The 20,849-nt window shown below is 70.5% G+C and carries 18 protein-coding genes; 9 read left to right on the top strand and 9 right to left on the bottom strand.

Going from position 1 to position 20,849, the window contains the following annotated elements; genetic code table 11:
• Positions 1-61 precede the first annotated feature (61 nt).
• From ACAZ03_RS04790 to ACAZ03_RS04765, 6 genes are all read left to right on the top strand, one after another.
• The gene (locus ACAZ03_RS04790) at positions 62-1,072 is read left to right on the top strand and encodes a fumarylacetoacetate hydrolase family protein (protein ID WP_373356247.1); all 1,011 of its coding nucleotides are present in this window, start codon (positions 62-64) and stop codon (positions 1,070-1,072) included.
• A 63-nt stretch (positions 1,073-1,135) separates the two neighbouring features.
• Entirely contained in the window at positions 1,136-1,585 is a 450-nt protein-coding gene (locus ACAZ03_RS04785) for a tripartite tricarboxylate transporter TctB family protein (RefSeq protein WP_373356246.1), read from the top strand.
• Positions 1,585-3,081 carry a tripartite tricarboxylate transporter permease gene (locus ACAZ03_RS04780; protein ID WP_373356245.1) on the top strand — a complete coding sequence of 499 codons (1,497 nt, stop codon included), beginning with the start codon at positions 1,585-1,587 and terminating at the stop codon, positions 3,079-3,081. Before ACAZ03_RS04785 ends, ACAZ03_RS04780 begins: the two co-directional genes overlap by 1 nt.
• Positions 3,078-3,743, top strand: coding sequence for a flavin reductase family protein (locus tag ACAZ03_RS04775; protein ID WP_373356244.1), 666 nt, complete (start codon positions 3,078-3,080; stop codon positions 3,741-3,743). Before ACAZ03_RS04780 ends, ACAZ03_RS04775 begins: the two co-directional genes overlap by 4 nt.
• A 25-nt stretch (positions 3,744-3,768) precedes the next feature.
• Complete coding sequence (locus ACAZ03_RS04770; protein WP_373356243.1) at positions 3,769-4,527, top strand: hypothetical protein; 759 nt, start codon at positions 3,769-3,771, stop codon at positions 4,525-4,527.
• Positions 4,520-5,704, top strand: coding sequence for an MFS transporter (locus ACAZ03_RS04765; RefSeq protein WP_373356242.1), 1,185 nt, complete (start codon positions 4,520-4,522; stop codon positions 5,702-5,704). The genes ACAZ03_RS04770 and ACAZ03_RS04765 overlap by 8 nt, the downstream gene beginning before the upstream one ends.
• 118 nt (positions 5,705-5,822) lie before the next feature.
• Here the strand turns inward: ACAZ03_RS04765 and ACAZ03_RS04760 are convergent, their stop codons facing one another.
• Positions 5,823-6,989 (bottom strand): serine hydrolase domain-containing protein, encoded by a 1,167-nt coding sequence (locus ACAZ03_RS04760; RefSeq protein ID WP_373356241.1) that lies wholly within the window; start codon positions 6,987-6,989, stop codon positions 5,823-5,825.
• Between the two features lie 231 nt (positions 6,990-7,220).
• On the opposite strand from ACAZ03_RS04760, the gene ACAZ03_RS04755 reads away from it, so the two are divergent.
• Positions 7,221-7,907 (top strand): GntR family transcriptional regulator, encoded by a 687-nt coding sequence (locus ACAZ03_RS04755; RefSeq protein ID WP_373356240.1) that lies wholly within the window; start codon positions 7,221-7,223, stop codon positions 7,905-7,907.
• Between the two features lie 6 nt (positions 7,908-7,913).
• Here the strand turns inward: ACAZ03_RS04755 and ACAZ03_RS04750 are convergent, their stop codons facing one another.
• The 7 genes from ACAZ03_RS04750 to ACAZ03_RS04720 all read right to left on the bottom strand — a co-directional run bounded on the left by ACAZ03_RS04750 (position 7,914) and on the right by ACAZ03_RS04720 (position 17,012).
• Positions 7,914-9,077: a serine hydrolase domain-containing protein gene (locus tag ACAZ03_RS04750; RefSeq protein ID WP_373356239.1), complete on the bottom strand. Its 1,164-nt coding sequence runs from the start codon at positions 9,075-9,077 to the stop codon at positions 7,914-7,916.
• Positions 9,077-10,459: an aspartate aminotransferase family protein gene (locus tag ACAZ03_RS04745; protein WP_373356238.1), complete on the bottom strand. Its 1,383-nt coding sequence runs from the start codon at positions 10,457-10,459 to the stop codon at positions 9,077-9,079. Before ACAZ03_RS04745 ends, ACAZ03_RS04750 begins: the two co-directional genes overlap by 1 nt.
• A 140-nt stretch (positions 10,460-10,599) precedes the next feature.
• The gene (locus ACAZ03_RS04740; protein ID WP_373356237.1) at positions 10,600-11,364 is read right to left on the bottom strand and encodes a 3-keto-5-aminohexanoate cleavage protein; all 765 of its coding nucleotides are present in this window, start codon (positions 11,362-11,364) and stop codon (positions 10,600-10,602) included.
• Positions 11,361-12,302: a 3-hydroxyacyl-CoA dehydrogenase NAD-binding domain-containing protein gene (locus ACAZ03_RS04735; RefSeq protein ID WP_373356236.1), complete on the bottom strand. Its 942-nt coding sequence runs from the start codon at positions 12,300-12,302 to the stop codon at positions 11,361-11,363. Before ACAZ03_RS04735 ends, ACAZ03_RS04740 begins: the two co-directional genes overlap by 4 nt.
• Complete coding sequence (locus ACAZ03_RS04730) at positions 12,302-13,708, bottom strand: aspartate aminotransferase family protein (RefSeq protein ID WP_373356235.1); 1,407 nt, start codon at positions 13,706-13,708, stop codon at positions 12,302-12,304. Before ACAZ03_RS04730 ends, ACAZ03_RS04735 begins: the two co-directional genes overlap by 1 nt.
• Before the next feature lie 14 nt (positions 13,709-13,722).
• On the bottom strand, positions 13,723-15,570 hold the full coding sequence (locus ACAZ03_RS04725) for an MOSC domain-containing protein (RefSeq protein WP_373356234.1): 1,848 nt from the start codon (positions 15,568-15,570) through the stop codon (positions 13,723-13,725).
• Positions 15,570-17,012, bottom strand: a complete 1,443-nt coding sequence (locus ACAZ03_RS04720) for an aldehyde dehydrogenase family protein (RefSeq protein ID WP_373356233.1) — start codon at positions 17,010-17,012, stop codon at positions 15,570-15,572. Before ACAZ03_RS04720 ends, ACAZ03_RS04725 begins: the two co-directional genes overlap by 1 nt.
• Before the next feature lie 174 nt (positions 17,013-17,186).
• Here ACAZ03_RS04720 and ACAZ03_RS04715 point away from each other — a divergent pair, with 174 nt between their 5' ends.
• Both ACAZ03_RS04715 and ACAZ03_RS04710 read left to right on the top strand, forming a co-directional pair.
• The gene (locus ACAZ03_RS04715) at positions 17,187-18,662 is read left to right on the top strand and encodes an aldehyde dehydrogenase family protein (RefSeq protein WP_373356232.1); all 1,476 of its coding nucleotides are present in this window, start codon (positions 17,187-17,189) and stop codon (positions 18,660-18,662) included.
• A complete protein-coding gene (locus tag ACAZ03_RS04710; protein ID WP_373356231.1) occupies positions 18,659-19,942 on the top strand; it encodes a glutamine synthetase family protein in 1,284 nt (427 codons plus the stop codon). Before ACAZ03_RS04715 ends, ACAZ03_RS04710 begins: the two co-directional genes overlap by 4 nt.
• Before the next feature lie 4 nt (positions 19,943-19,946).
• On the opposite strand, the gene ACAZ03_RS04705 is transcribed toward ACAZ03_RS04710, so the two are convergent.
• Entirely contained in the window at positions 19,947-20,840 is an 894-nt protein-coding gene (locus ACAZ03_RS04705) for a GntR family transcriptional regulator (RefSeq protein WP_373356230.1), read from the bottom strand.
• Positions 20,841-20,849: the final 9 nt, after the last annotated feature.

The following is a 20,849-nucleotide window of genomic DNA, read 5'->3' as shown; positions in this document are numbered from 1 at the left end:
AGGCGTGCCCGGCTCATGGCAGCGGGGGCCCGGAGGGCCTGCAACAACGGATGTGCAAAATATGAAGTTCGGATTGGTGGAGATCGGCGGGAAACCGGTGCTTGTGGCAGCAACGCGCGACAATGGGATCGTTCCGCTTTCCCTCGCCTTTGAGGCGGCGGGACTGGGCGACGCGCCCGCGACGCTGGCCGAGATCATCGCCGATCCGCAGATGCTGGACAGGGCCCGCGAGGCCATCGCCGCCGTCGACCCCGGATCCCCGGCTCTGCTGGACCCGGAGGGCCTCTCCTGGTTGCCGCCGCAGCCGACCCCGTCGAAGATCCTCGGCGTTGCCTTCAACAACATGGGGATCCGCAAGGCGGCGCATGTCGATCCCGGCGTGCCCAACTTCTTCCTGAAGGCGCCCTCTGCGCTGACCGGGCACGGCAAGCCGATCGTCATCAAGGAACATTACGGCGAGACCATCCCCGAACTGGAGCTCGCCTGCGTCATCGGGCGCCGCTGCAAGGAGATCGGCGTCGACGAGGCGCTGGACGCCGTCTTCGGCTATTCCATCATGAACGATGTGACCTCGCACGGGCTGAAGTTCGGGCTGGATTCCATCGCCACGACCCGCGAGCCCGAGCTCCTGCGCCCGCACCACTTCGGGTGGCGCAACCGCTACGGCGAGGAGGACCGGGACGTCTACTACGTCTACCATTCCCGGTCCAAGGCGAGCGATACCTTCGGGCCGATGGGGCCCTGGGTCACGACCCGCGACGAGGTCGGCAACCCAAATGATCTGGACGTGGCCGGCTGGATCGACGGCGAGGCCTTTGCCGTGGACAACACCTCGTCCTACCGGTTCAAGGTCGAAGAGGTCATCTCGGAAGCGAGCCATTACTTCACGCTGGAGCCGGGCGACGTGATCTGCTTCGGCACCTCGGCGAAAGGGGTCGGCCGCTTCCCGGCGGGCCACCGGAACATCAACATGCACGAGATGGACGGCACCATCGACATCGAGATCGAGGGGCTCGGCCGCCTGTCGAACCCGATCGAACGGCGGAAAAAGCGCGAGGGGGCGGCCGGGTAGCCCGGCCGCCCGCGCCCCGGGGGGAGTGGCGCCGCAGTCACGGGAGTTGGAGGGAGTGAGGACATGCAGAGCAGAGACTATCGCGATATTCTGGCAGGGCTGCTGCTCGGGATCGCAGGCCTGGCCGTGACGATCTACGCGTGGAACAGCTACGAGATGGGCACGATCCGGCGGATGGGCCCGGGGATGTATCCCTTCGGGCTTGGCCTCTTGATGGTGCTCCTCGGCGTCATCATTGCTGTCCCGGCCTGGTCCCGCTCCGGCCCGCCCATCGAAGTGCGCATCTACTCGCCGCTCTTCGTCCTCGCAGGCGTTGCGGCCTTTGCCTACGTCATCCCGCACGCGGGTCTGATCCCGGCCGTGGTGGCGGTCGTCGCCATTTCATCCCTCGCGGAGTTGAAGGTGCACCCGGTCAGCCTGATCCTGCTGATCGCCGGCCTGTGCCTTCTGGCCTACCTGATCTTCGGCTTTGCCCTGGGCCTGCCGATCCGCATGTTCGATTGGTCGTTCTGATGGACATTTTCTCGAACATCGTCCTGGGCCTCGAGACGGCTCTCAGCCTGACCAACCTGGCCTACTGCTTCCTGGGCGTGCTTCTGGGCACGCTCCTCGGGGTCATCCCCGGCATCGGGGTTCTCACGGCCATCTCGATCCTCTTCCCGATCAGCTTTCACCTCGATCCGACGACTGCGCTGATCCTGCTGGCGGGCATCTGGTACGGGACGACCTACGGCGGCAGCACGGCGTCGATCCTGCTGAACCTGCCCGGCACACCGGCGAATGCCGTCACCGCGATCGACGGCTACCCGATGGCCCGGCAGGGGCGCGCCGGCGTGGCCCTCTTCATGACCACGGTCGCGTCCTTTTTCGGCGGGTCGGTCGGGATCATCCTCCTGATGCTCTTCGCGCCGACGATTGCCGGCTTCGCGCTGAGCTTCCGCTCGCCGGAGTATTTCGCGCTGATGGTCATGGGTCTGGTCGCCGCCTCGATGGTGTCGACCGGCGCGCCGGCCAAGGGGCTCGCGATGGTGGTCGTCGGGCTCGTCTTCGGGACCGTGGGCATGGACATGTACACGGGCGTCAACCGGTTCACCTTCGGCCATTACGAACTGTCGGACGGCATCTCGCTGGTGGCGCTGGCGATGGGCATCTTCGGTATCGCGGAGGTCATTACCTCCGTCCGCCGCGTCAACGTGAAGGAGATCGACCCCGCCACGCTGACCTTTAAGGCGATGAAACCGACCAAGGAGGAATGGCGCGCCTCCTGGGGCCCCATGCTGAGGGGGAGCGGCATCGGCTCGTTCTTCGGAACCCTGCCCGGCACCGGCCCCTCCGTCGCGGCCTTCATCGCCTATGCGTTCGAGAAGCGCATCGCCAAGGACCCCTCCCGCTTCGGCAACGGCGCGATCGAGGGGATCATGGCGCCCGAGGCCTCGAACAACGCCTCCGACCAGACGGCCTTCATCCCGACCCTGGCCCTGGGCATCCCCGGCAGCGCCTCGATGGCGATCATGCTGGGGGCCCTGCTGATCCACGGCATCGTGCCGGGGCCGAACCTGATGGCCGAGCAGCCCTCGCTCTTCTGGGGGCTCATCATGAGCTTCTGGATCGGCAACCTGCTCCTTCTTGTGCTGAACATTCCCCTGATCGGCATCTGGGTGCGGCTGCTGACGATCCCCTATCACCTGCTCTTTCCGGCGGTGTTGATGTTCGTCTGCGTCGGCACCTACACGGTCAGCAACAGCGCCTTCGATGTCTGGGTCGTGCTCTTCTTCGGTGCCCTCGGCTACGTCATGCGCATCTTCGACTTCCCGGCGCCGCCGCTCCTCCTCGCCTTTGTGCTGGGGCCAATGCTGGAAGAGAACTTCCGCCGGACGCTGCTTCTGTCGCGCGGCGATCTGTCGATCTTCGTCACCCGCCCGATCACAGCCGTCATCCTGGCCGTGACCTTGGTGCTGCTGGTCTGGACGCTCGTCTCGAACGCCCGCAATCGCAGGAAAGCGGCATGAGCGCGGCGCCCGATGATCCGGGCCAGGGCCCGGGCCATACCTTCGTCGATCCGGCGGAGGGCCGCTTCCGGCGGGCCTTCCTGAACGAGCTCGTGGCCCCGCGGCCGATCGGCTGGATCAGCACGCTCGACGGCGCGGGCCGCGCCAACCTCGCGCCCTTCTCGCACTTCAACGTCGCCTCTTCGGCGCCGCCCATCGTCATGTTCTCCTGCAACACGCCGGAAGACCGCGAGCAGAAGGACACCCTCGCCAACGTCCTCGAAACCGGGGAATTCGTGGTTAACATGGCCAGCTTCGGCCAGAAGGAGGCGATGATCGAAAGCTCGGCCCCCTTGCCCGCCGGCACGGACGAGTTCGCGGCGGCCGGGCTAACGAAGCTGGCATCCCGCAAGGTCGCCGCCCCGCGCGTCGCGGGGGCGCCGGCGCATATGGAATGCCGGCTCTGGCACGTCCTGCACATCAAGGCGACGACCGAGGTGGAGAGCGACAGTCATGTCGTCTTCGGCAAGGTGGTCGGCATACACATGCGCGCGGACCTCATCGACGCTCAGGGCCGGTTCAAGACCGTGGAGGCGATGCCGGTGGCCCGTCTGGGCGGCATCCAGTACCTGAGCACGACCGACATTTTCGAGTTGCCTCCCAAGTTCAAGCGGCGGAGCTGAGCGCCTTGGTCAGGAGCGAGCCGGAATGACCGATCGAACGGCCCAGGCAGCGCAGCAGGGCGTACGCCTTGTCGGGTGGACCCCTGAGGGCGAGATCCAGAGTGACACCTTCCGCCTCCGCCGGTGGAGCGGCGCCGGCACGTTCGAGGCCTCCGACCCGTGGGAGACCATCCTCGCGGCCCCGTCCGGGGGCGTGACACTCCTGTCGCCAGATGAGGTGGAGCTGCCCACCCGAAGCGTGGCGATCCTGCCGGCAGGGCCTGTGAAGGCCCGGCTCGCGGCGGGTGTCTCGGCCTATCTGCTTTCTCCCGTGGCGCGCCCCGAAGGCATCTTCCGGCGTCGATCCCGCGCCGGGCGTGTCGCGGTGCTCCACGTCGGCACCTTGCCGACCATGCCGGGCAATCCTCGCCTCCGCCTGATCCAGAGCGAGGTCATGAGCATCAACTGGACGGAGTATGACGGCCCCCGCGACCGGCGGACGCTCAGCCCCCATCTGCACGATGACTTCGGTCAGGGGGCTCTGGCGCTGGAGGGGCAATTCATCCACCACTTGCGCCTGCCCTGGGGGCCGGATGCGACGAGCTGGATGCCGGACCAGCATATCGAGGCGGGCCCCGAGACCTTCGTCGAGATCCCGCCCGGGCATCTTCACACCACCGAAGGCATCGGAGACGACCATCATCTGGTCATCGAGATGTTCAGCCCGCCTCGTGCCGATTTCATCGCCAAGGGATGGGTGGCGAATGCCGGGGATTATGAAGCCGCTGGGCAGCACGATGACTGACACCCCTGCCCGGCCCGGGCTGTCGCTCGCCGGGCTGATCACCCATGTCCTCGTGACCCAGCTCGTCGTGATCGTCGCCCGCGTCACCACATCCTACCGGGCGATCGAACTCGGCGCCTCGGAGCTCTGGATCGGGATCATCGCGGCCAGCTTCTCCGTGCTGCCGCTCCTCGGGGCGACCCTGACAGGCCAGTGGATCGACCGGCGCGGCGCCCGGGGCGCGATGCTGGCCGGTGGCATCGGCATGAGCGCCGGCTGCATCGGGCTGATCGTTCTGGGGTTCAGCCCCTGGGGGCTGGTGCTCGCCAGCGCCGTTCTGGGGCTCGGTCACGTCACCTGCATGCTGTCGCAGCACGCCTATATGGCATCCGCCGGCGAGGATCGGCAGATGGACCGCCGCTTCGGCCAATACGCCGTGCTGATCGCGCTCGGCCAGGTCATCGCACCGATGGTGGTGGGCATGATCGGCGGCTCCCGCGAGATCCCTCAGACGGGCACCTTGTTCCTGACGGCGGCCGGGCTCTCCGCCCTGTCCCTCTGCGGCATCCTGCTGATCGACTTCCGCTCGGCGCGGCCACGCTCAACAGAACGGACCAACATCCCGATGTGGGCCCTCCTGCGCTCGCCCGGCGTCCGCCCCGCCATCATGGGCGGCGTGGCGGTCATCTGCGCCATCGACCTGCTCGTGGTCTACCTGCCGGCCATCGGCGCCGGCGCCGGCATTTCCGCCGCTATGGTCGCCTCCCTCCTCTCCCTCCGGGCCGGCACCTCCCTGGCGTCACGTCTGTTCTTCCAGTGGTTTCTGGCAGCGTTCGGCCGGCGGTTCCTCCTGACAGGCTCGCTGGCCCTGACCGGGATTGCCCTCTGCCTCATGAACGCCGGCCTCCCCGCCTGGGCGCTGATCGTCTCGATGGTTTTCCTTGGCCTCGGCGCCGGCTTCTCGATCCCGCTCTCGATGTCATGGATCGCCAGCATCGTTCCCCCCGACGCCCGCGGCCTGGCCCTGTCCCTCCGCCTGACCGGCAACCGTTTCGCCCAGCTGGTCCTGCCCCCGGCCGTCGGGGTCTTCGCCGCGGCGAGCAGCCTGGGCCTGGCGTTCATGGTCCTGGGCGGGGCGGTGCTGATCGTCGCCCGGCAGACGGACCGGGCGCTGAACGAACACAACCGGGTGACATGACTGAACGGGCAGACGACTTGCATCCTAGCATCAAGGGGGGAGTCTTTTGTCGCCTGAGCTGCCCAATCCTGGAAGGCGCATGCGGCATCTTGAGCCGCATTTGCTTCCCTGGAATTCCCTAGCCGCCTCTCGCCAATCGCCGCAGCCCGTCAATCGTCCGCGCCTCCACCCCCTGATCGTTGACCTCGGCGTTGGAGGACAGCAGCGCGATCACCGTCGAGCTTACCCGGTCTATCCAAAGCCACTGGCCGTGGATCCCGATTCCGGCGAGCTCGCCCTCGCCGGAATTGTACCAGTAGTGCCGGTAGCTGCCGCGCGGGAAGAGGAAGCTCTGCGTCCCCGCCGCCCAGAGGTCGCTATTGCCTCCGGCCCAGAGCCCCTCGATCCAATGCCCCGGGATGACCCCGGCGCCGCCGAGCCGCAAGGCCTCGCCAACGCGCGCCAGATCGCGGGCGGTCATCGAGAGGCCGGCCGCGGCGCGGGGGGCGCCGGCCCGGTCGACCGTCATCGCGCCTGGGCCGCGAAGGGCGAGCGGGCGCCAGAGCCGCTCCTGCAGCAGATCGGCGAAGCGGCGGCCGGAGGCGGCCTCGAGCACAAGGCCGAACATGTCGGTGCAGGGCGAATGATAGGCATGGGCGGCGCCATGCGGCAGGGGCCCTTTCTGCATCGCGCAGAGGAAGCCCCTGAGATCCGGCGCCGGCACCTTCCCGTGCTCGGGGTTCCAGAGCGTGGCGCGGCGGTAGCGGTCGAAGGCGCCGGTCCTGTCGAGATAGGCATCATCGAAATCGAGGCTAACCTGCATGTTTGCAAGCTGCTCGACCGTCGCATCGCCGAAGGCGGAGCCGGCGGCCTCGGGCAGGTAGCGGTTGACGGGGGCGGCGTAGTCGAGCCGGCCCTCCACCGCCAGCATCGCGCCGAGGATGCCGGCGACCGACTTGGTGACGGAGAAGACGATATGCGGCAGGGCCGGGTCGCAATGCGGCGCCGCCCAGTCCGCGACGATCCGGCCCTCGCGCATCACCACCAGCGAATCCGCCTCGATGTCGGCGAGGAACGCCGGCAGGCGCCCCTCCCCCGCCGCCAGCGGTAGGAGCGGATCGCCGAGCGCCTCCAGCCCCGGCGCCGGCTCTTCCGGCACGCCGGTTCCGGTGAGATGGACAGAGGGGACGATCTCGCCCACATGCTGGAAGGCCCAGACGGACCAGGGGCGCATCCGCCAGTTGCCCAGCGTGACCTCGGCACGGGAAAACTCCGGGAGGGCGGAGGTGGTCTCTTGGGCGGTCATGGCGTGGAAGCCTCTGCGCTGGCTTGATGTTTCGGGCAAAGCCTAGCCGAAATTATGCGATCTACAATCTCGAATCTGGATATGTGCGACCCGAAACCCGCCGCGACCGTCCTCCCCTGCCCGCCCGCAAGCTCCGGCACGGAAAGCCCCGCCGATTCAGGCCCCTAGCCGCCCCGCCCCGCGCTTGTCGCCCCGCCGCCGATATGGTCAGATACCTACCGGAGGTGCCCCATGGCGCGCAGCACAACTCCTGTCGGTTTTCGCGCCATCGAGGCGCAGCCGCTGCACGAGCAGGTGCAGGCGGAGATCATGCGCGCCATCATGTCGGGACAAGTGGCGCCGGGGCAGAAGCTGACCTCCCGCAAGGTCGCAAAGGAGCTCGGCACCTCGGACATGCCCGTCCGCAGCGCCTTCGCGCGGTTGCAGGCGCTCCGCGCCCTCAACGCCATGCCGAACGGCTCGATGCAGGTACCGGAGATCTCCATCGCGGAATTCGCCCAGCTCATGGGCCTGCGCGAATTGCTGGAGGCGCGGGCGACCGCGCTCGCCGCACCCAACATCGACGGCAACAACCTCCGCGCCATCCGCAGCCGCTGCGACAAGCTGACGGAGGCGGCGCGGGAGGGAGAGATCGGCGCCTATCTCTCCCGCAACCACGACTTCAAGTTCTCGATCTACCGGCATTGCGGCGATCCGCAGCTGGAGTTCTTCATCGAGACCCTGTGGCTGCGCGTCGGCCCCTTCCTGCGCAACTTCGGGGCGAGCTTCGAGGGCGAGCTCTCGGCGATCCTCGAGATCGACTATCACGAGGAGGCGGTGAAGGCGCTGGAGGCCGGCGACGGAGCGGCCGCCGCCGAGGCCATCGCCCGCGACATCCGCGAGGGCGCCGCCCATCTGATCGCGCGGGCGAAGGGCTGAGCCGCCTCAGGCCGCCGCCACCGCCCGCAGCATGGCGATGACGCTCATGTCGAGCGCCTCGTCGATCGGCTGCGCCTCGGTGGAGAGGCGGGCGATCACCGTCTCGCGCGCCCGGTCGATCCAGAGCCACTGGCCATGGACACCCATGCCCGCGAGCTCGCCCTGCCCCGTCTCATACCAGAAGGCCCGGTAGCTGCCGCCCTTGTAGTAGGCCTTTTGGTTGCCCGCCGCCCAGCGCGCACGGTCACCGCCAGCCCATATCGCCGCGATCCAGTCCTGCAGCGGCCCGGGCGGGTTCACCCGCATCATCTCTCCCAGCCGCGCCAGATCGCGCGCCCGCATCGAGAGGCCGCCGGCCGCCCGCGGGGCGCCCAGCCGGTCGACGGTGTAGTGAAGGGGGCCCTGCGCCCCCGTGGGCCCCCAGACATACTCCGCCAGAAGGTCGGCGAAGCGCCGGCCGGAGGCCGCCTCGAAGACCAGCGCCGCCATGTCGGTATCGGGCGAGCGATATTCGTGCCGGGCGCCCTGCGGCCAGTCGCCCTTGGGGATGGTGCAGAGGAAGCCCTTCAGGTCCTCCCCCGCCGCGCCGGGCCGCTCGGGGTTCCAGAGCGTCGCGCGGCGATAGCGGTCGAAGGCGCCGGTCTTGTCGAGGTAGCTCTCGTCGAAGTCGATGGAGACGGCCATGTCGATGAGCTGATCGACTGTGGCATCGCCAAAGGCGGAGCCCTCCGCCTCGGGGATGTAGCGGGCGACGGGGGCGGCGAAATCGAGGAGCCCCGCCCCCGCCAGCGCCCCGGCGAGAAGGCCGGTGACGGATTTCGAGACCGAGAAGATGATATGTGGCGCCAGCGGGTCGCAGGTCGGCGCATACCATTCGGCGGTAATCTCACCCCGGCGCATCACGACGAAGGCGTCGCTCTCGGCGGCGTCAAGGAAGGCCGGCAGGGGCATTGCCCCCGCCGCGTGATGGCTGACCTCGATCTCCGCGAGGGCGCCGAGCGGCGCCACCTCCGGTTCCGCAGCGCCGCTGCCGGGGATGACCGCCGAAGGCACGACCTCCGCCACATGCTGGAAGCTCCAGGTCGAGAAGGGCCGGAGCCGCCAGTTCGCGAGCGTCACCTCGCGCCGCTCCTCCGGTGTGAGGGCGGGGCTTGCCCGCCGCGCCTCCATCAGGCGGCTCCCGGCAGGCTGGCGGCCGCTGTGTCGAGCGCGCTGGCGAGCCGGTCGACGCAGAGGTCGATCTCCGCCTCGCCCCAGATGAGCGGCGGCGAGAGGACGATCGTGTCATCCACCGAGCGCACCATCAGCCCGGCCGCGATGCAGGCGTCGCGCACCTTGTCGCCGGCGTGGAGCTCTTCGGGGAAGCGGGTCTTCGCCGCCTTGTCGGCCACGATCTCCACCGCCGCGATCAGACCGCAGGCGCGGGTCTCGCCGATCAGCGGATGCGGGCCGATGCGCTCCGCGAGGGCCGCCTGCAGGTACGGCCCGGTCACGTCGCGCACCCGCTTCACCAGCCCCTCGCGCTCGATCAGCTCGAGGTTCTTCAGTGCCACGGCGCAGGCGACGGGGTGCCCGGCGTAGGTGTAGCCGTGATAGAACTCGCCGCCCCGCTCGACGAGCGCCTCGGCGATCCGGTCGCCGACCAGCAGGGCCGAGAGCGGCTGGTAGCCGGAGGTCAGGGCCTTTGCCGTCGTGATGGTGTCGGGCTGGATGCCGTAGGTCTCGCAAGCGAACCAGTTGCCGGTGCGGCCGAAGCCGGTGATGACCTCGTCGATCATCAAGAGCACGTCGTATTGCCGGCAGATGCGCTGCACCTCCGGCCAGTAGCTCGCCGGCGGGATGCGCACCCCGCCCGCCCCCATGATCGGTTCGCCGATGAAGGCGGCGACCTTCTCGGGCCCGGCTTCGAGGATCGCCTCTTCCACCGCTCGCGCGGCGCGGAGGCCGAAGGCCTCGTCGCTCTCGCCCGCCTCCTTCAGCTCGAAGCTGTCGGGCGGCATGACATGCACGATGCCGGGGATGCCGCCGCCGAGCTGGCCGTGCATCCCCTTCATGCCGCCGAGCGAGGCGCCGGCAATGGAGGATCCGTGGTAGGCGCCCTTCCGCGAGATGATGACCTGCTTCTCCGGCTGGCCCTCGATGGCCCAGTAGCGGCGGACGAGCCGCACGGCGGCGTCGTTCGATTCCGAGCCGGAGGAGGCGAACATCACCTGGTCGACGCCCTCCGGCGCCAGCTCCGCCAGCTTCTCGGCAAGGAGGATCGGCGCCGGGGTCGTGCAACGGAAGAAGGAATTGTAGAAGGGCAGCTCGCGCATCTGCGCCGCCGCCGCCTCCACCAGCTCCTCCCGGCCGTAGCCGAGGTTCACGCACCAGAGCCCGGCCATGCCGTCGAGGATCTCGGCGCCCTCGCTGTCATAGATGTAAGGCCCTTCGGCGCGGGTGATGACCCGCGTGCCGCTGGCGCGCAGATCCTTGTGGTCGGTGAACGGGTGCAGGTGGTGCTGGCTGTCGATGGTCTGGAGCTGCTGAAGGCTCAGGTTGGCATATCCCATGGGTCTCTCCCGATGACGTCCGTTTCAGATGGCAGGCGAAACGGCGGCGGGAGGGGGCGAATAGCCGATGCGGGCGCAGAGCCGCAGGAGCTCTCGCCAGCGGCTGATGCGCGAGGCGCGGGGGCGGGCGGAGCCGCGGTTCATGCGCTCTGCCGCATGAGCCCGGCGATGCGGGCGACCTGCTCGTCGTTGGAGCCGGCGAGCGCCCCGTCGGGGCGGTGGATGTTGTTCTCGAACCCCACCCGCACCTTGCCGCCCTGCGTGAGCGCGGCGGCAAGGCAGTCGCGCTCGGTGCGGCCGAAGGCGCAGACCATCCAGTCGAGCTTTTGGGGCAGGAGCGCCGCCGACTTGAGGAAGCCGCCGAGCTCGGCGGGCGTGCCGTCCCGCGCCGGGGCATAGGCGCCGAGGACGTAGATCACGGCCGGCGGGGTGGCGGGCTCGGGCAGGAGCCGGAGGAGCTCGCCGAGCGCCGCCAGCTCCTGCGGGGCATAGAGAATATGCTGGACGAAGAGCCCCTCCGCCGCGCACCAGCGGTAGAAGTCGACGCCCTCGGGCGTCGCCGGGCTTACCTCGCGCAGCGCGACGGAGAGCGAGGCAGGGCGGATCGCCTGCATGGCGGCGATCTGCTCGGCGGGCGCATAGCGCCCGGCCGCCTCGCTGGTGAGCTGCAGATGCATCCCCGGCACGGCCTCGCCCAGCGCCGCGAGGAGCTCGCGGCAAAGGACGGGATCGAGGCTGTGGCGGCCGTCGGCATCCCGGGCATGGGCATGGATGCCATCGGCGCCGGAGGCCTGGGCGGCGCGCGCCGTCTCGACGATCTCGGGGATCGTCACGGGCAGCGCCGGGTGGTCGGCCTTGCCACGGCGGGCGCCGTTGGGGGCGACCATGAGGCGGGGCAGGCTCATGGCGCCTCCTCCAGCGCGGCGAGGATGGCCTTGAGGCGGCCCGAGCGCTCCGCCTCCAGCTCTGCCACGCTCCGGTCGCCGGCGGTGCGCTCGACCTCCTCGGCGATGGCGGCGACGGTGGCGGGGTCGAGGCTCGGGGCGCCGAGATCGGCCCAGCGCGCCTCCTGCGCCGGGCCGAGCCGGGCGAGGTAGTCGCGGATGCCGCCCGGCCCCCCGCCAAGGTGATAGGTCATGAACGGCCCGTCGGCCGCCCAACGCAGGCCCGGGCCGAAGCGGATCGCCGCGTCGACATCCTCTGCCGTCGCTATGCCGGCGCGGACGATATGCACGGCCTCGCGGAAGAGCGCGGCGGAGAGGCGGTTGGCGATATGCCCCCGCGCCTCGACCCGGATGCGTATTGTGACCTTGCCGCAGGATGCATAGAGCGCCTCCGCCGCCGCGAGCGCCTCTGGCGACGTCGCCGGGGCGGGGCCGATCTCAACCAGCGGCACGAGGTGCGGCGGGTTGTAGGGATGGGCGACGAAGACGCGGGGCGAGGCGGGGCAAGACGCCGTCAGCTCGCTCGCCATGAAGGAGGTCGTGCTGGAGCCGATGGTGGCGCCGGGCGGGGCCAGCGCGTCGAGCTCCGCAATAAGCGCCTGCTTGGCGGGGAACTTTTCGGGTGCGTTCTCCTGGATGTGCACCGCCCCGGCAAGCGCCTCCTCGAGGCTGCCGGCGACGGTGAGGGAGCCGACGGCGCCGCCGCCACCCAGCTCCGCCAGATCGGCTAATGCGAGGGCGATCGTCGCCTGCAGTCGCGCCCTTGCCTCCTCCGAGGGATCGTAGGCCCTCACGTCCCGCCCGTGGTGCAGGAAGAGCGCCGCCCAGGAGGCGCCTATCAGCCCGGCGCCGATCACGGCCACCGGGCCGGCGCCGCCGTATGTCACTTGCTCGCTCATCAGCTCTCCCCGCCGGTCACGTCGAGGATGGCATCCCGGAGTATGGACGCAAGCTCGGCGATCTCCTCCTCCGTCACGATGAAGGGCGGCGAGAGCGCCAGCACGTCGCCGCCGGGCAGCGCCCGGACGAGCGCGCCCCGCTCCCGCGCCGCCAGCGCCACCCTGGCGGCGGTCTTGCGGGCCGGGTCGAAGGGGGCCTTCGTCTGCCGGTCGGCCACCAGCTCGATGCCGAGCATCAGGCCTGCCGAGCGGATATCGCCGACATGGGGCAGCCCGCCTAGAGCCGCATCGAAGGCGGCGCGGAACGGCGCCTCCAGCGCGGCCACCCGCTCCACCAGCCCCTCCCGCTCGATCAGCGCAAGGTTGGCGAGGCCGGCCGCCGCCGCCGTCGGGTGGCCGGAATAGGTGAAACCATGGGCGAAGCTTCGGCCATCCTCCGAGGCGGCCTCGAGCACGCGGAACATCCCCTCGCCTAATATCACGGCCGAGAGCGGCAGGTATCCGCTCGTCAGCCCCTTGGCCGTGAGGATCATGTCGGGCTTCAGCCCATAGCGGGCGGAGGCGAACCACGCACCGGTGCGGCCGAAGCCGGTGATGACCTCGTCGGCGATGAGCCGCACGTCATGGCGCCGCAGCACCTCCGAGATCGCGGCGATATAGCCCTCGGGCGGCGGCAGGACGCCGCCGGTGCCCATCACCGGCTCCATCACCATGCCCGCCACCGTCTCCGGCCCCTCGGCCACGATCAGCGCCTCGAGCTCGGCCGCCAGTGCGGCGGAATACTCCGCCTCCGTCCGGCAGCCGCGCGCCGGGGCGTCGCGGTAGAGGTCGGGCGGCGAGACGTGGCGGGCGAAATCCAGCGGCAGGCCGAAGTCCTTATGGACGACCGGGATGCCCGAAAGCGAGCCCGCCGCCACCGTCACGCCGTGATAGGCGCCCCGGCGGGAGATGACCTTGCGCTTCTCCGGCCGGCCTTCCAGCGCGTTGCAGGTCCACAGGAGCTTCACCGCCGTGTCGTTGGCATCCGAGCCCGAGGAGCCGAAGAACACCCGCGCCATTCCGGGTGGCGCCAGCTCGAGGATGCGCTCGGCGAGGCGGATCGAGGGCTCGTTGGCGGCGCCGTTGAAGGAGTGGAAATAGGGAAGCCGCGCCGATTGCGCCGCGATGGCCTCGGTGATCTCCGCCTGCCCGTAGCCGGCATTGACGCACCAGAGCCCCGCCGCCCCGTCGAGCCAGCTCCGGCCCTCCGGCCCGGTCAGCCGGCAGCCGGCGCCGCCGGTGACGAGGAAGGCCTCCGCCTCGCGCTGGTCGCGGAGGGCACTGAAGGGGTGGAGCTGGGCGCGCCGGTCGGCCGCGATCAGGTCGGTGTTGGGCCGGGCGGTATCGGGGAGGGTGGCGGTGTCCATGTCGTCTCCTGGGGTCAGAGGTCCACGCGCACGCGGCCTTCGGGGATGGATGTGCAGGCGAGGACGAGGCCCTCGGCCTTCTCCTCATCGGTGAGCACGCTGGCCTCGGGGTCGGCGCTGCGGTTCGAGGGACGGCAGCGGCCTTGCGTCACGCGGCAGCGGCAGGTGCCGCATAGCCCGGCCTCGCAGGCGCTCGGCAGCGCGACGCCGAGCGCGCGGGCATGCTCGAGGAGTGTGCGCGAGCCGGTGCCGGCGGTCTCGGCTCCGCTTCGTTCGAAGCGAAGGTCGAAGGCCAGTGTCGGGTCCTCGCCGGTCTCGCCGGCGGTGAAGGCCTCGGTGAAGAAGGGCAAGGCGCCGCCCGCCGCCTCATGCGCGGCGCGGGCCATGTCGCGGAACGGCGCGGGGCCGCAGACGAGCCAGGCACGGCGGGCGGCGTCGGGGACCAGCTCCGCCAGCCGGGCGGCATCGAGCCGGCCGCCCTTGGTGCTGATGGCGAGGCTGAGCCTCATCGACGCGCCCATCTGCTCTCGGAGCCCCTTGAGCTCGGCGGCGAAGGGCACGGCGGCCCGGCTCCGCGCGGCATGGACGAGGTGGAGGTCGCGCCGCTCCGCCCGGTCGGCGAGAGCGCGGAGCATCGAAAGCGCCGGGGTGATGCCGCTGCCGGCGGTGAGGAGGAGGAGCGGCGCGTCCTCCGGCAGCTCCTCCAGCACGAAGCGGCCGAAGGGGCCGCGGGCGGCGAGCGCCATGCCGGAGCGGAGATGGCGGTGCAGCCAGGGGCTGAGCACGCCCTCGGACCGGCGCCGGATGGTGACCGAGAGGAGCCCCGGCCGCGTCGGCGAAGAGGAGAGCGTGAAGTTGCGGTGGACGACCTCGCCCGCGACCTCCGCCTCCAGCGTCAAGAACTGACCGGCGAGATAGGGCGGCGGAGGGCCGTCGGGGCGGAAATGATAGGTCGTCATCCCGCCCGCCTCCTCCCGCCGCCCGGTTAGCACCAGCCGGAGGGGGCGCGGCGCAGGCAGGACGGGGCGGGTCAAACGTGGCATCGGGGGGAGGAAGACCGGCGCGGGCTTGACCTCGAGCACCTCCACCGGCTCGCCCAGCGATATGCGACCGGAGCCTTCGGGCACGGCGAGCTGGCCGAGAAGCACCTCGCCCCCCTCCCCTCGCCGGAACCGGCCGAGATGGGCAAGCGGGCCCGTGGCGCTGTCGCGGGCGCCGGTCTCGGGGTCGATATCGACCATGACGCAGCGGGCGCAGGGTTCGACGAGAGTGAAGGTCACCTTGCCGATGCGGATCTGCCGCCAGCCATCCTCAGCGAAAGGCTCCGCCCCCTCGATCACGAGGTTCGGCCGGAAGCGCCAGGCCGAAAAGTCGTGGCGCGCCCGGGCGTTCAGCGCGTCCAGCGAGGCGCGGGTGAGAAGCATCACTGGCGCGCTGTCCGGGAAGGCCAGCGGCGCGGCGCTGTAGCGGCGGCGGCGGGCGGGATCGTCGATCACCAGCCGGCAGGGGCGCTCGAGCCTCGCCGTCAGCCAGCGGGCCGCGGCGTCGCCGGCGTCAAAGGCGCCGGCCGTCTCGCCCCAGAGCGTGGCGGCAGCAGGGGCGCCTGCCATCGGAAGGGCGAGCGGAACGGTGAGTGGTGGGGCGCCCTCGGCGCCGAGCACCGCCTCTCCCCCGTCGATCACGGCGGAAAGCGAGAGGAGCGCCGGCACCTCGCGCGCCGTCAGCGCCCGCCCGGCCGGATCGACGGCCATCAGCCGGCGGTCCCCCGCGAGCCCCGCCAGCCCAACCTCAGTCGTCCACCGCAGCTCCGCCCGGCCGGACTTCAGCGGGTAGCGGGCGATGGCTCCAAGCGAAAGCGCCATCAGCCGACCGGCGAGATATAGGCCGTCTTCACCTGGGTGAAGAACTCGCGGGCATGGGTCCCCTGCTCGCGTGGCCCGTAGCTGGAGCCGCGGGTGCCGCCGAAAGGCACGTGGAAATCCACGCCTGCCGTCGGCCCGTTCACCATGACCATCCCCGCCCGCACATGGCGGCGGAAATGCTGCGCCCGGGTCATCGAGCGCGTGGCGATCCCGGCGGAAAGGCCGAAGCTCGTGTCGTTGGCGAGCGCCAGCGCCTCGTCGTAATCGGCTGCGGGGATGACCGCGGCGACCGGCCCGAAGACCTCCTCGCGGTTGATGCGCATGGCGTTCGTGGTGCCGGCGAGGAGGACGGGCTGCATGAAGAGCCCCTGATCCTCCGCGCTGGCCGTCACCAGCTCCGCCCCCTCCTCCAGCGCCCCGCGCACATGGGCGCGGTTGCTTGCGAGCTGGCGGGCATCGACCACCGGGCCGTAGCTGCTGGCGGCGTCATCCGCCGGGCCGCAGCGGAGGGCGGAGACCTTCTTCGCCAGCGCCTCCACCAGCGCGTCATGGACCGCCTCCACCACGATGATCCGGCTCGAGGCCGTGCAGCGCTGGCCGGTCGAGAGGTAGGAGCCGGAGGCGATCGCCTCGGCGGCCAGCGGCAGGTCAGCATCCTCCAGCACCACGAAGGGGTTCTTGCCGCCCATCTCCGCCTGCACCCGGGCGCCCCGCGCGGCGGCGGTGGCGATGACGCCCCGGCCGGTCGCGGCGGAGCCGGTAAAGCTCACCGCGTCCACGCCGGGATGGGCGGCGATGGCGGCGCCGATCTCCGCCCCCGGGCCGGGCAGCAGGCTGAGGGTGCCGGGCGGCAGGCCGGCGCGCTCGAGGATCTCGGTGAGGAGCACGGCGCAGGCGGGCACCAGCTCGGCCGGCTTGAAGATGACGGCATTGCCGAAGGCGAGCGCCGGGGCGATCTTCCAGGCCGGAATGGCGATCGGGTAGTTCCAGGGCGTGATGATGCCGACCACGCCCACCGGCTCGCGCGTCACCTCGACACTCGTGCCGGGGCGGAGCGAGGGATGGAGCTCGCCGCCGGTGCGCATCGCCTCGCCGGCCATGAACTTGAAGATCATCCCCGCCCGCTCGGCCTCGCCCACCGCCTCGGGCAGGATCTTGCCCTCCTCGCGGGAGAGGAGCCGGCCGATCTCATCCGTCCGGGCGAGGATCTCGGTGCCGGCGGCGTCGAGCACGGCAAAGCGCGCCTGCGGCGGCAGGGCCGCCCAGGCCGCGCCGGCGGGGCGGGCGGCGGCGACGGCCTCGTCGAGATCGCAGGTCGTGGCGAGGGATTGCAGGCTGACGAGCGCCTCGGGGCGCGAGGGGTCGCGGTTCTCGGCGAGGTCGCCGGTCAGCCGCCAGCGCCCGGCGACATAGATGCCCTGCGGTTGCAGATCGTCCTTCATGTCGCGCCCTCCCGCTCTTGCCTTCTCAGCGACTCGCTGTGTAAAGTGCGATCGCAAATCGCGCAATAGGAAAGCAGAGAGGGAAAGGTCAAGGCGATAAACTGCTGAAATAAAGCCTGATGAACGCCGCCCTACCCTCTCAAACCCGCCGAAAACTGCCCGGACCATTATCAGATGACCAAGTGGCACCAGATCGCCGAAACCCTCCACCTGCCCTCCCGCGCCCTCATCGGCGGCGCGCTGAAGGAGGCGTCGGACGGCGGCACGCTGCCGGCGATCAACCCCGCCACCGGCGCCGAGATCGCCCGCGTCGCGGCCTGCACCGCCGATGACGTGCACAGTGCCGTCGTCGCCGCCCGCGCCAGCTTCGACGGCGGCGCCTGGAGCCGCGCGGCGCCGGCGCATCGCAAGGCGGCGCTCCTCCGCCTCGCGGAGCTCCTGCGGGCAGAGCTCGACCGGCTGGCGGTGATGGAGAGCCTCGACATGGGCAAGCTCGTGACCCAGGCGCGGGGCAACGATCTGCCGAATGCCATCGGCATCCTGCAGTGGCATGCAGAGGAGGCCGACAAGGCCTATGGCGAGACGACCTCCCCCCGCCCCGGCAATACCGTCCTGATCGAGCGCGTGCCGCTCGGCGTCGTCGGCGCCGTCGTGCCTTGGAACTTCCCGCTCAACATGGCGCTCTGGAAATGCACGCCGGCGCTCGCCGCCGGCAATTCCGTCGTCCTGAAACCGGCAGAGCAATCCAACTTCACCGCGCTCCGCTTCGGCGAGTTGGCGCTGGAGGCAGGGTTGCCCGAGGGGGTGCTGAACGTCGTGCCCGGCCATGGCGCGGTGGCCGGGCGGGCGCTCGGGCTGCACCCGGATGTCGACGTCCTCGCCTTCACGGGCTCGACCGAGGTCGGCAGGCTCTTCCTGCAATATGCCGGGCAGTCGAACCTCAAGCAGGTCTGGCTGGAGTGCGGCGGCAAGTCGCCGCTGATCGTCTTCGCCGATTGCGACGACCTGCCCGGGGCGGCGGCGGCCGCGGCGGAGGGCATCTTCTACAACCAGGGCCAGGTCTGCTCCGCCACCTCGCGCGTCCTTGTCGACCGCAAGGTCGCCGCCCCCTTCGCCGAGCTGCTCCGGGGCGAGCTCGCGAAGTACCGGCCGGGCGACCCGCTCGACCCGGCATCCGGCATGGGCCCCCTCGTCAGCGCGGCGCAGCAGCGCCGGGTTCTCGGCTATATCGAGGCGGGCCGGCGGGAGGCGACACTCCTCGCCGGCGGAGGACAACCGGAGGGCACCGGCTTCCATGTCGAGCCGACGATCCTCACCGACGTCCCGCCCGGCGCCACCATCGCGCAGGAGGAGATCTTCGGCCCCGTCCTCGCGGTGACGACCTTCGAGAGCGAGGCAGAGGCCATCGCCCTCGCCAACGGCAGCGCCTACGGGCTCGCCGCCTCGCTCTGGACCTCCGACTTCCGGCGCGCGCACCGGGTGGCGGCGGCGATCCGCGCCGGGCTCGTGGCCGTCAACGCGGTCGACCCGATCGACCCCGCCGTGCCCTTCGGCGGCTTCCGCCAGTCGGGCTTCGGGCGCGACCTTTCGCGCCATGCGGCGGAGAAGTATACGGGCCTCCGCTCCACCTGGCTCCGGTTCGCATCATGAACGACATCACCGAGTTCTACGCCGCCCTCGCCGATCTCAATGGCATCTACCGCGGCAAGCGGCTCGAGGAGGGCGCCGTGCAGAAGGCGCTCGGCTCCGGCATCCGGATGCCGCTGACCATCGCCGGGATGGACGTCTGGGGCGCCGATATCGACGGCAATCCCAAGGTCTTCGAGGATGGCGATGCCGATGGCGTCGCCGAGCCGATCGGCACCGGCTTCCTGCCGACGCCGTGGAACGCGCCGGGCTCCGCGCTCTTCCCCGTCTGGCTCCGGCAGGACGACGGGCGCCCCTATGGCGGCGATCCGCGCCGGGTGCTCGGCGCCATCGTCGCCGCCTTCCGCGAGGCCGGCCTCACGCCGGTGATGGCGACGGAGCTGGAATTCTACCTCGTCGAGCGCAAGGGGGAGAGCATCGTCCCCGCCGCGACCGGCCCCGGCAAGGTGCGCGCCGCGACCATGGCCATCACCGAGCTCGAGGCCTACGGCCCCTACATCCGAGAGGTCAGCGCCGCCTGCCGGAGCTGGGGCCTGCCGCTCGATACGGTCATCGCCGAGAACGGGCCGGGCCAGCTGGAGGTCAACTTCAAGCACGCGCCCGACCCGCTGGCCGCCGCCGACCACGCCCAGCTCTTCAAGCACCTCGCCGCCGGCATCGCCCGGACCCACGGGTGGGAGGCCTGCTTCATGGCCAAGCCCTTCTCGGAAGAGGCCGGCAATGGCCTCCATGTGCATGTGAGCCTTCTGGATGAGGACGGCCGCAACATCTTCGACGACGGCTCGGCGCGGGGCGCCCCGGCGCTCGGCCATGCCGTCGGCGGGCTCCGGCAGGCGATGCACCAGTCGGCGCTGATCTTTGCGCCGCATTTCAACTCCTACCGCCGGCTCCGCCCGGCGAGCTATGCGCCCGTCAACACCGACTGGGGGCACGAGGACCGGATGGCCGCGATCCGCATCCCCGGCGGCCCGGCGGCGGCGCGGCGGCTGGAGCACCGGGTCGCGGGGGCCGACGCCAATCCCTATCTGGTGATCGCCGCCATCCTCTGCGGCATCCTCCACGGGCTGACCCACAAGATCGACCCCGACGCGCCCCTCGCCGACCCCCGCCTGCCGGAGGATTGGGGCGCGGCCATCGCCGCCTTCGAGGCGGCGCCGATCCTCCGCTCCTACCTGCCGGAGCTCTTCTTCACGATGTTCGCGGAGTGCAAGGCGCAGGAGCGGGGCGTCTTCGCCGCCCATGTCAGCCCCTTCGAGATCGACAGCTACCTGCGGATGACCTGAGGCCTCAGAGCCCGCCGGCCTTCTTCAGATGCTCGCGCATCAGCGATTCCGCCCATTCGAGGTTGCCCTCCTCGATGGCGGCGAGCACGTCGAGATGCTCCTCGCAGGACACCCGGATGCGGCGGATCGAGAGCTCTTCATAGAGCGCCGCCTCGCGCATCCGCCGCAGGTTGTTCTGATGCTGGACGGCCGAGACGAGGTAGCGGTTGCCGGAAAAGCCGGCCACCGCCTCGTGAAAGCCGGCGTTGACGCCGAACCATTGCTCCGCCGTCACCGCGCCGCGGCCGAGCGTCAGGATGCGCTCGTGGGCCCGGCGGATCTGGTCGATCCGCGCCGGGTCGGCATGGTAGCCGGGGGCGCGGAAGGCGGAGCATTCGACGATCAGGCGGAAGTGGTAGCTCTCGCGGAGCGACTCGGCATCGTGGAGTGATTCCACGAATTGCCAGCCATGCCCCTGCAGCCGCTGCGCCAGCCCGTCCGCGGCGAAGCGCATCAGCACCTTGCGGATCGTGCCGCGGGAGACGCCGTAGCGCGGGATTAGCTCGGCCTCAGACACCTCGCGGGGCAGATCGCCCCGCGCGCGATCGCGCATGATGCGCTTGTAGAGATCCTCCTGCGGCGAGGGCCCGGCCAGCGCCGGCACCTCGAGCTTCGAGACGTCCCGCGCCACCTCCATCCGCCGCGACGGCGTGACGCGCAGCACGCCCTCCTCGACCAGAAGCCCGAGGGCCCGGCCGACCGGCGAGCGGGAGACGTTGAAGCTGCGCGCCAGCTCGGGCGCAGAAACGCGGGTGCCGACCGGCAGCGCCTCGTCACGCAGATGCTGCAGGATCTTCTGGGCGAGATCGAGCTGCAGCGGCGTGAGCGCCTCCGCCGCTTCGGAATTTTGCGTTCCCATAGGCCTCCT

The sequence above is a fragment of the Pseudoroseicyclus sp. CXY001 genome (assembly GCF_041714655.1).
Classification (GTDB): Bacteria; Pseudomonadota; Alphaproteobacteria; order Rhodobacterales; family Rhodobacteraceae; genus Pseudoroseicyclus_A.
This window is presented reverse-complemented; position numbering and strand designations above follow the sequence as displayed.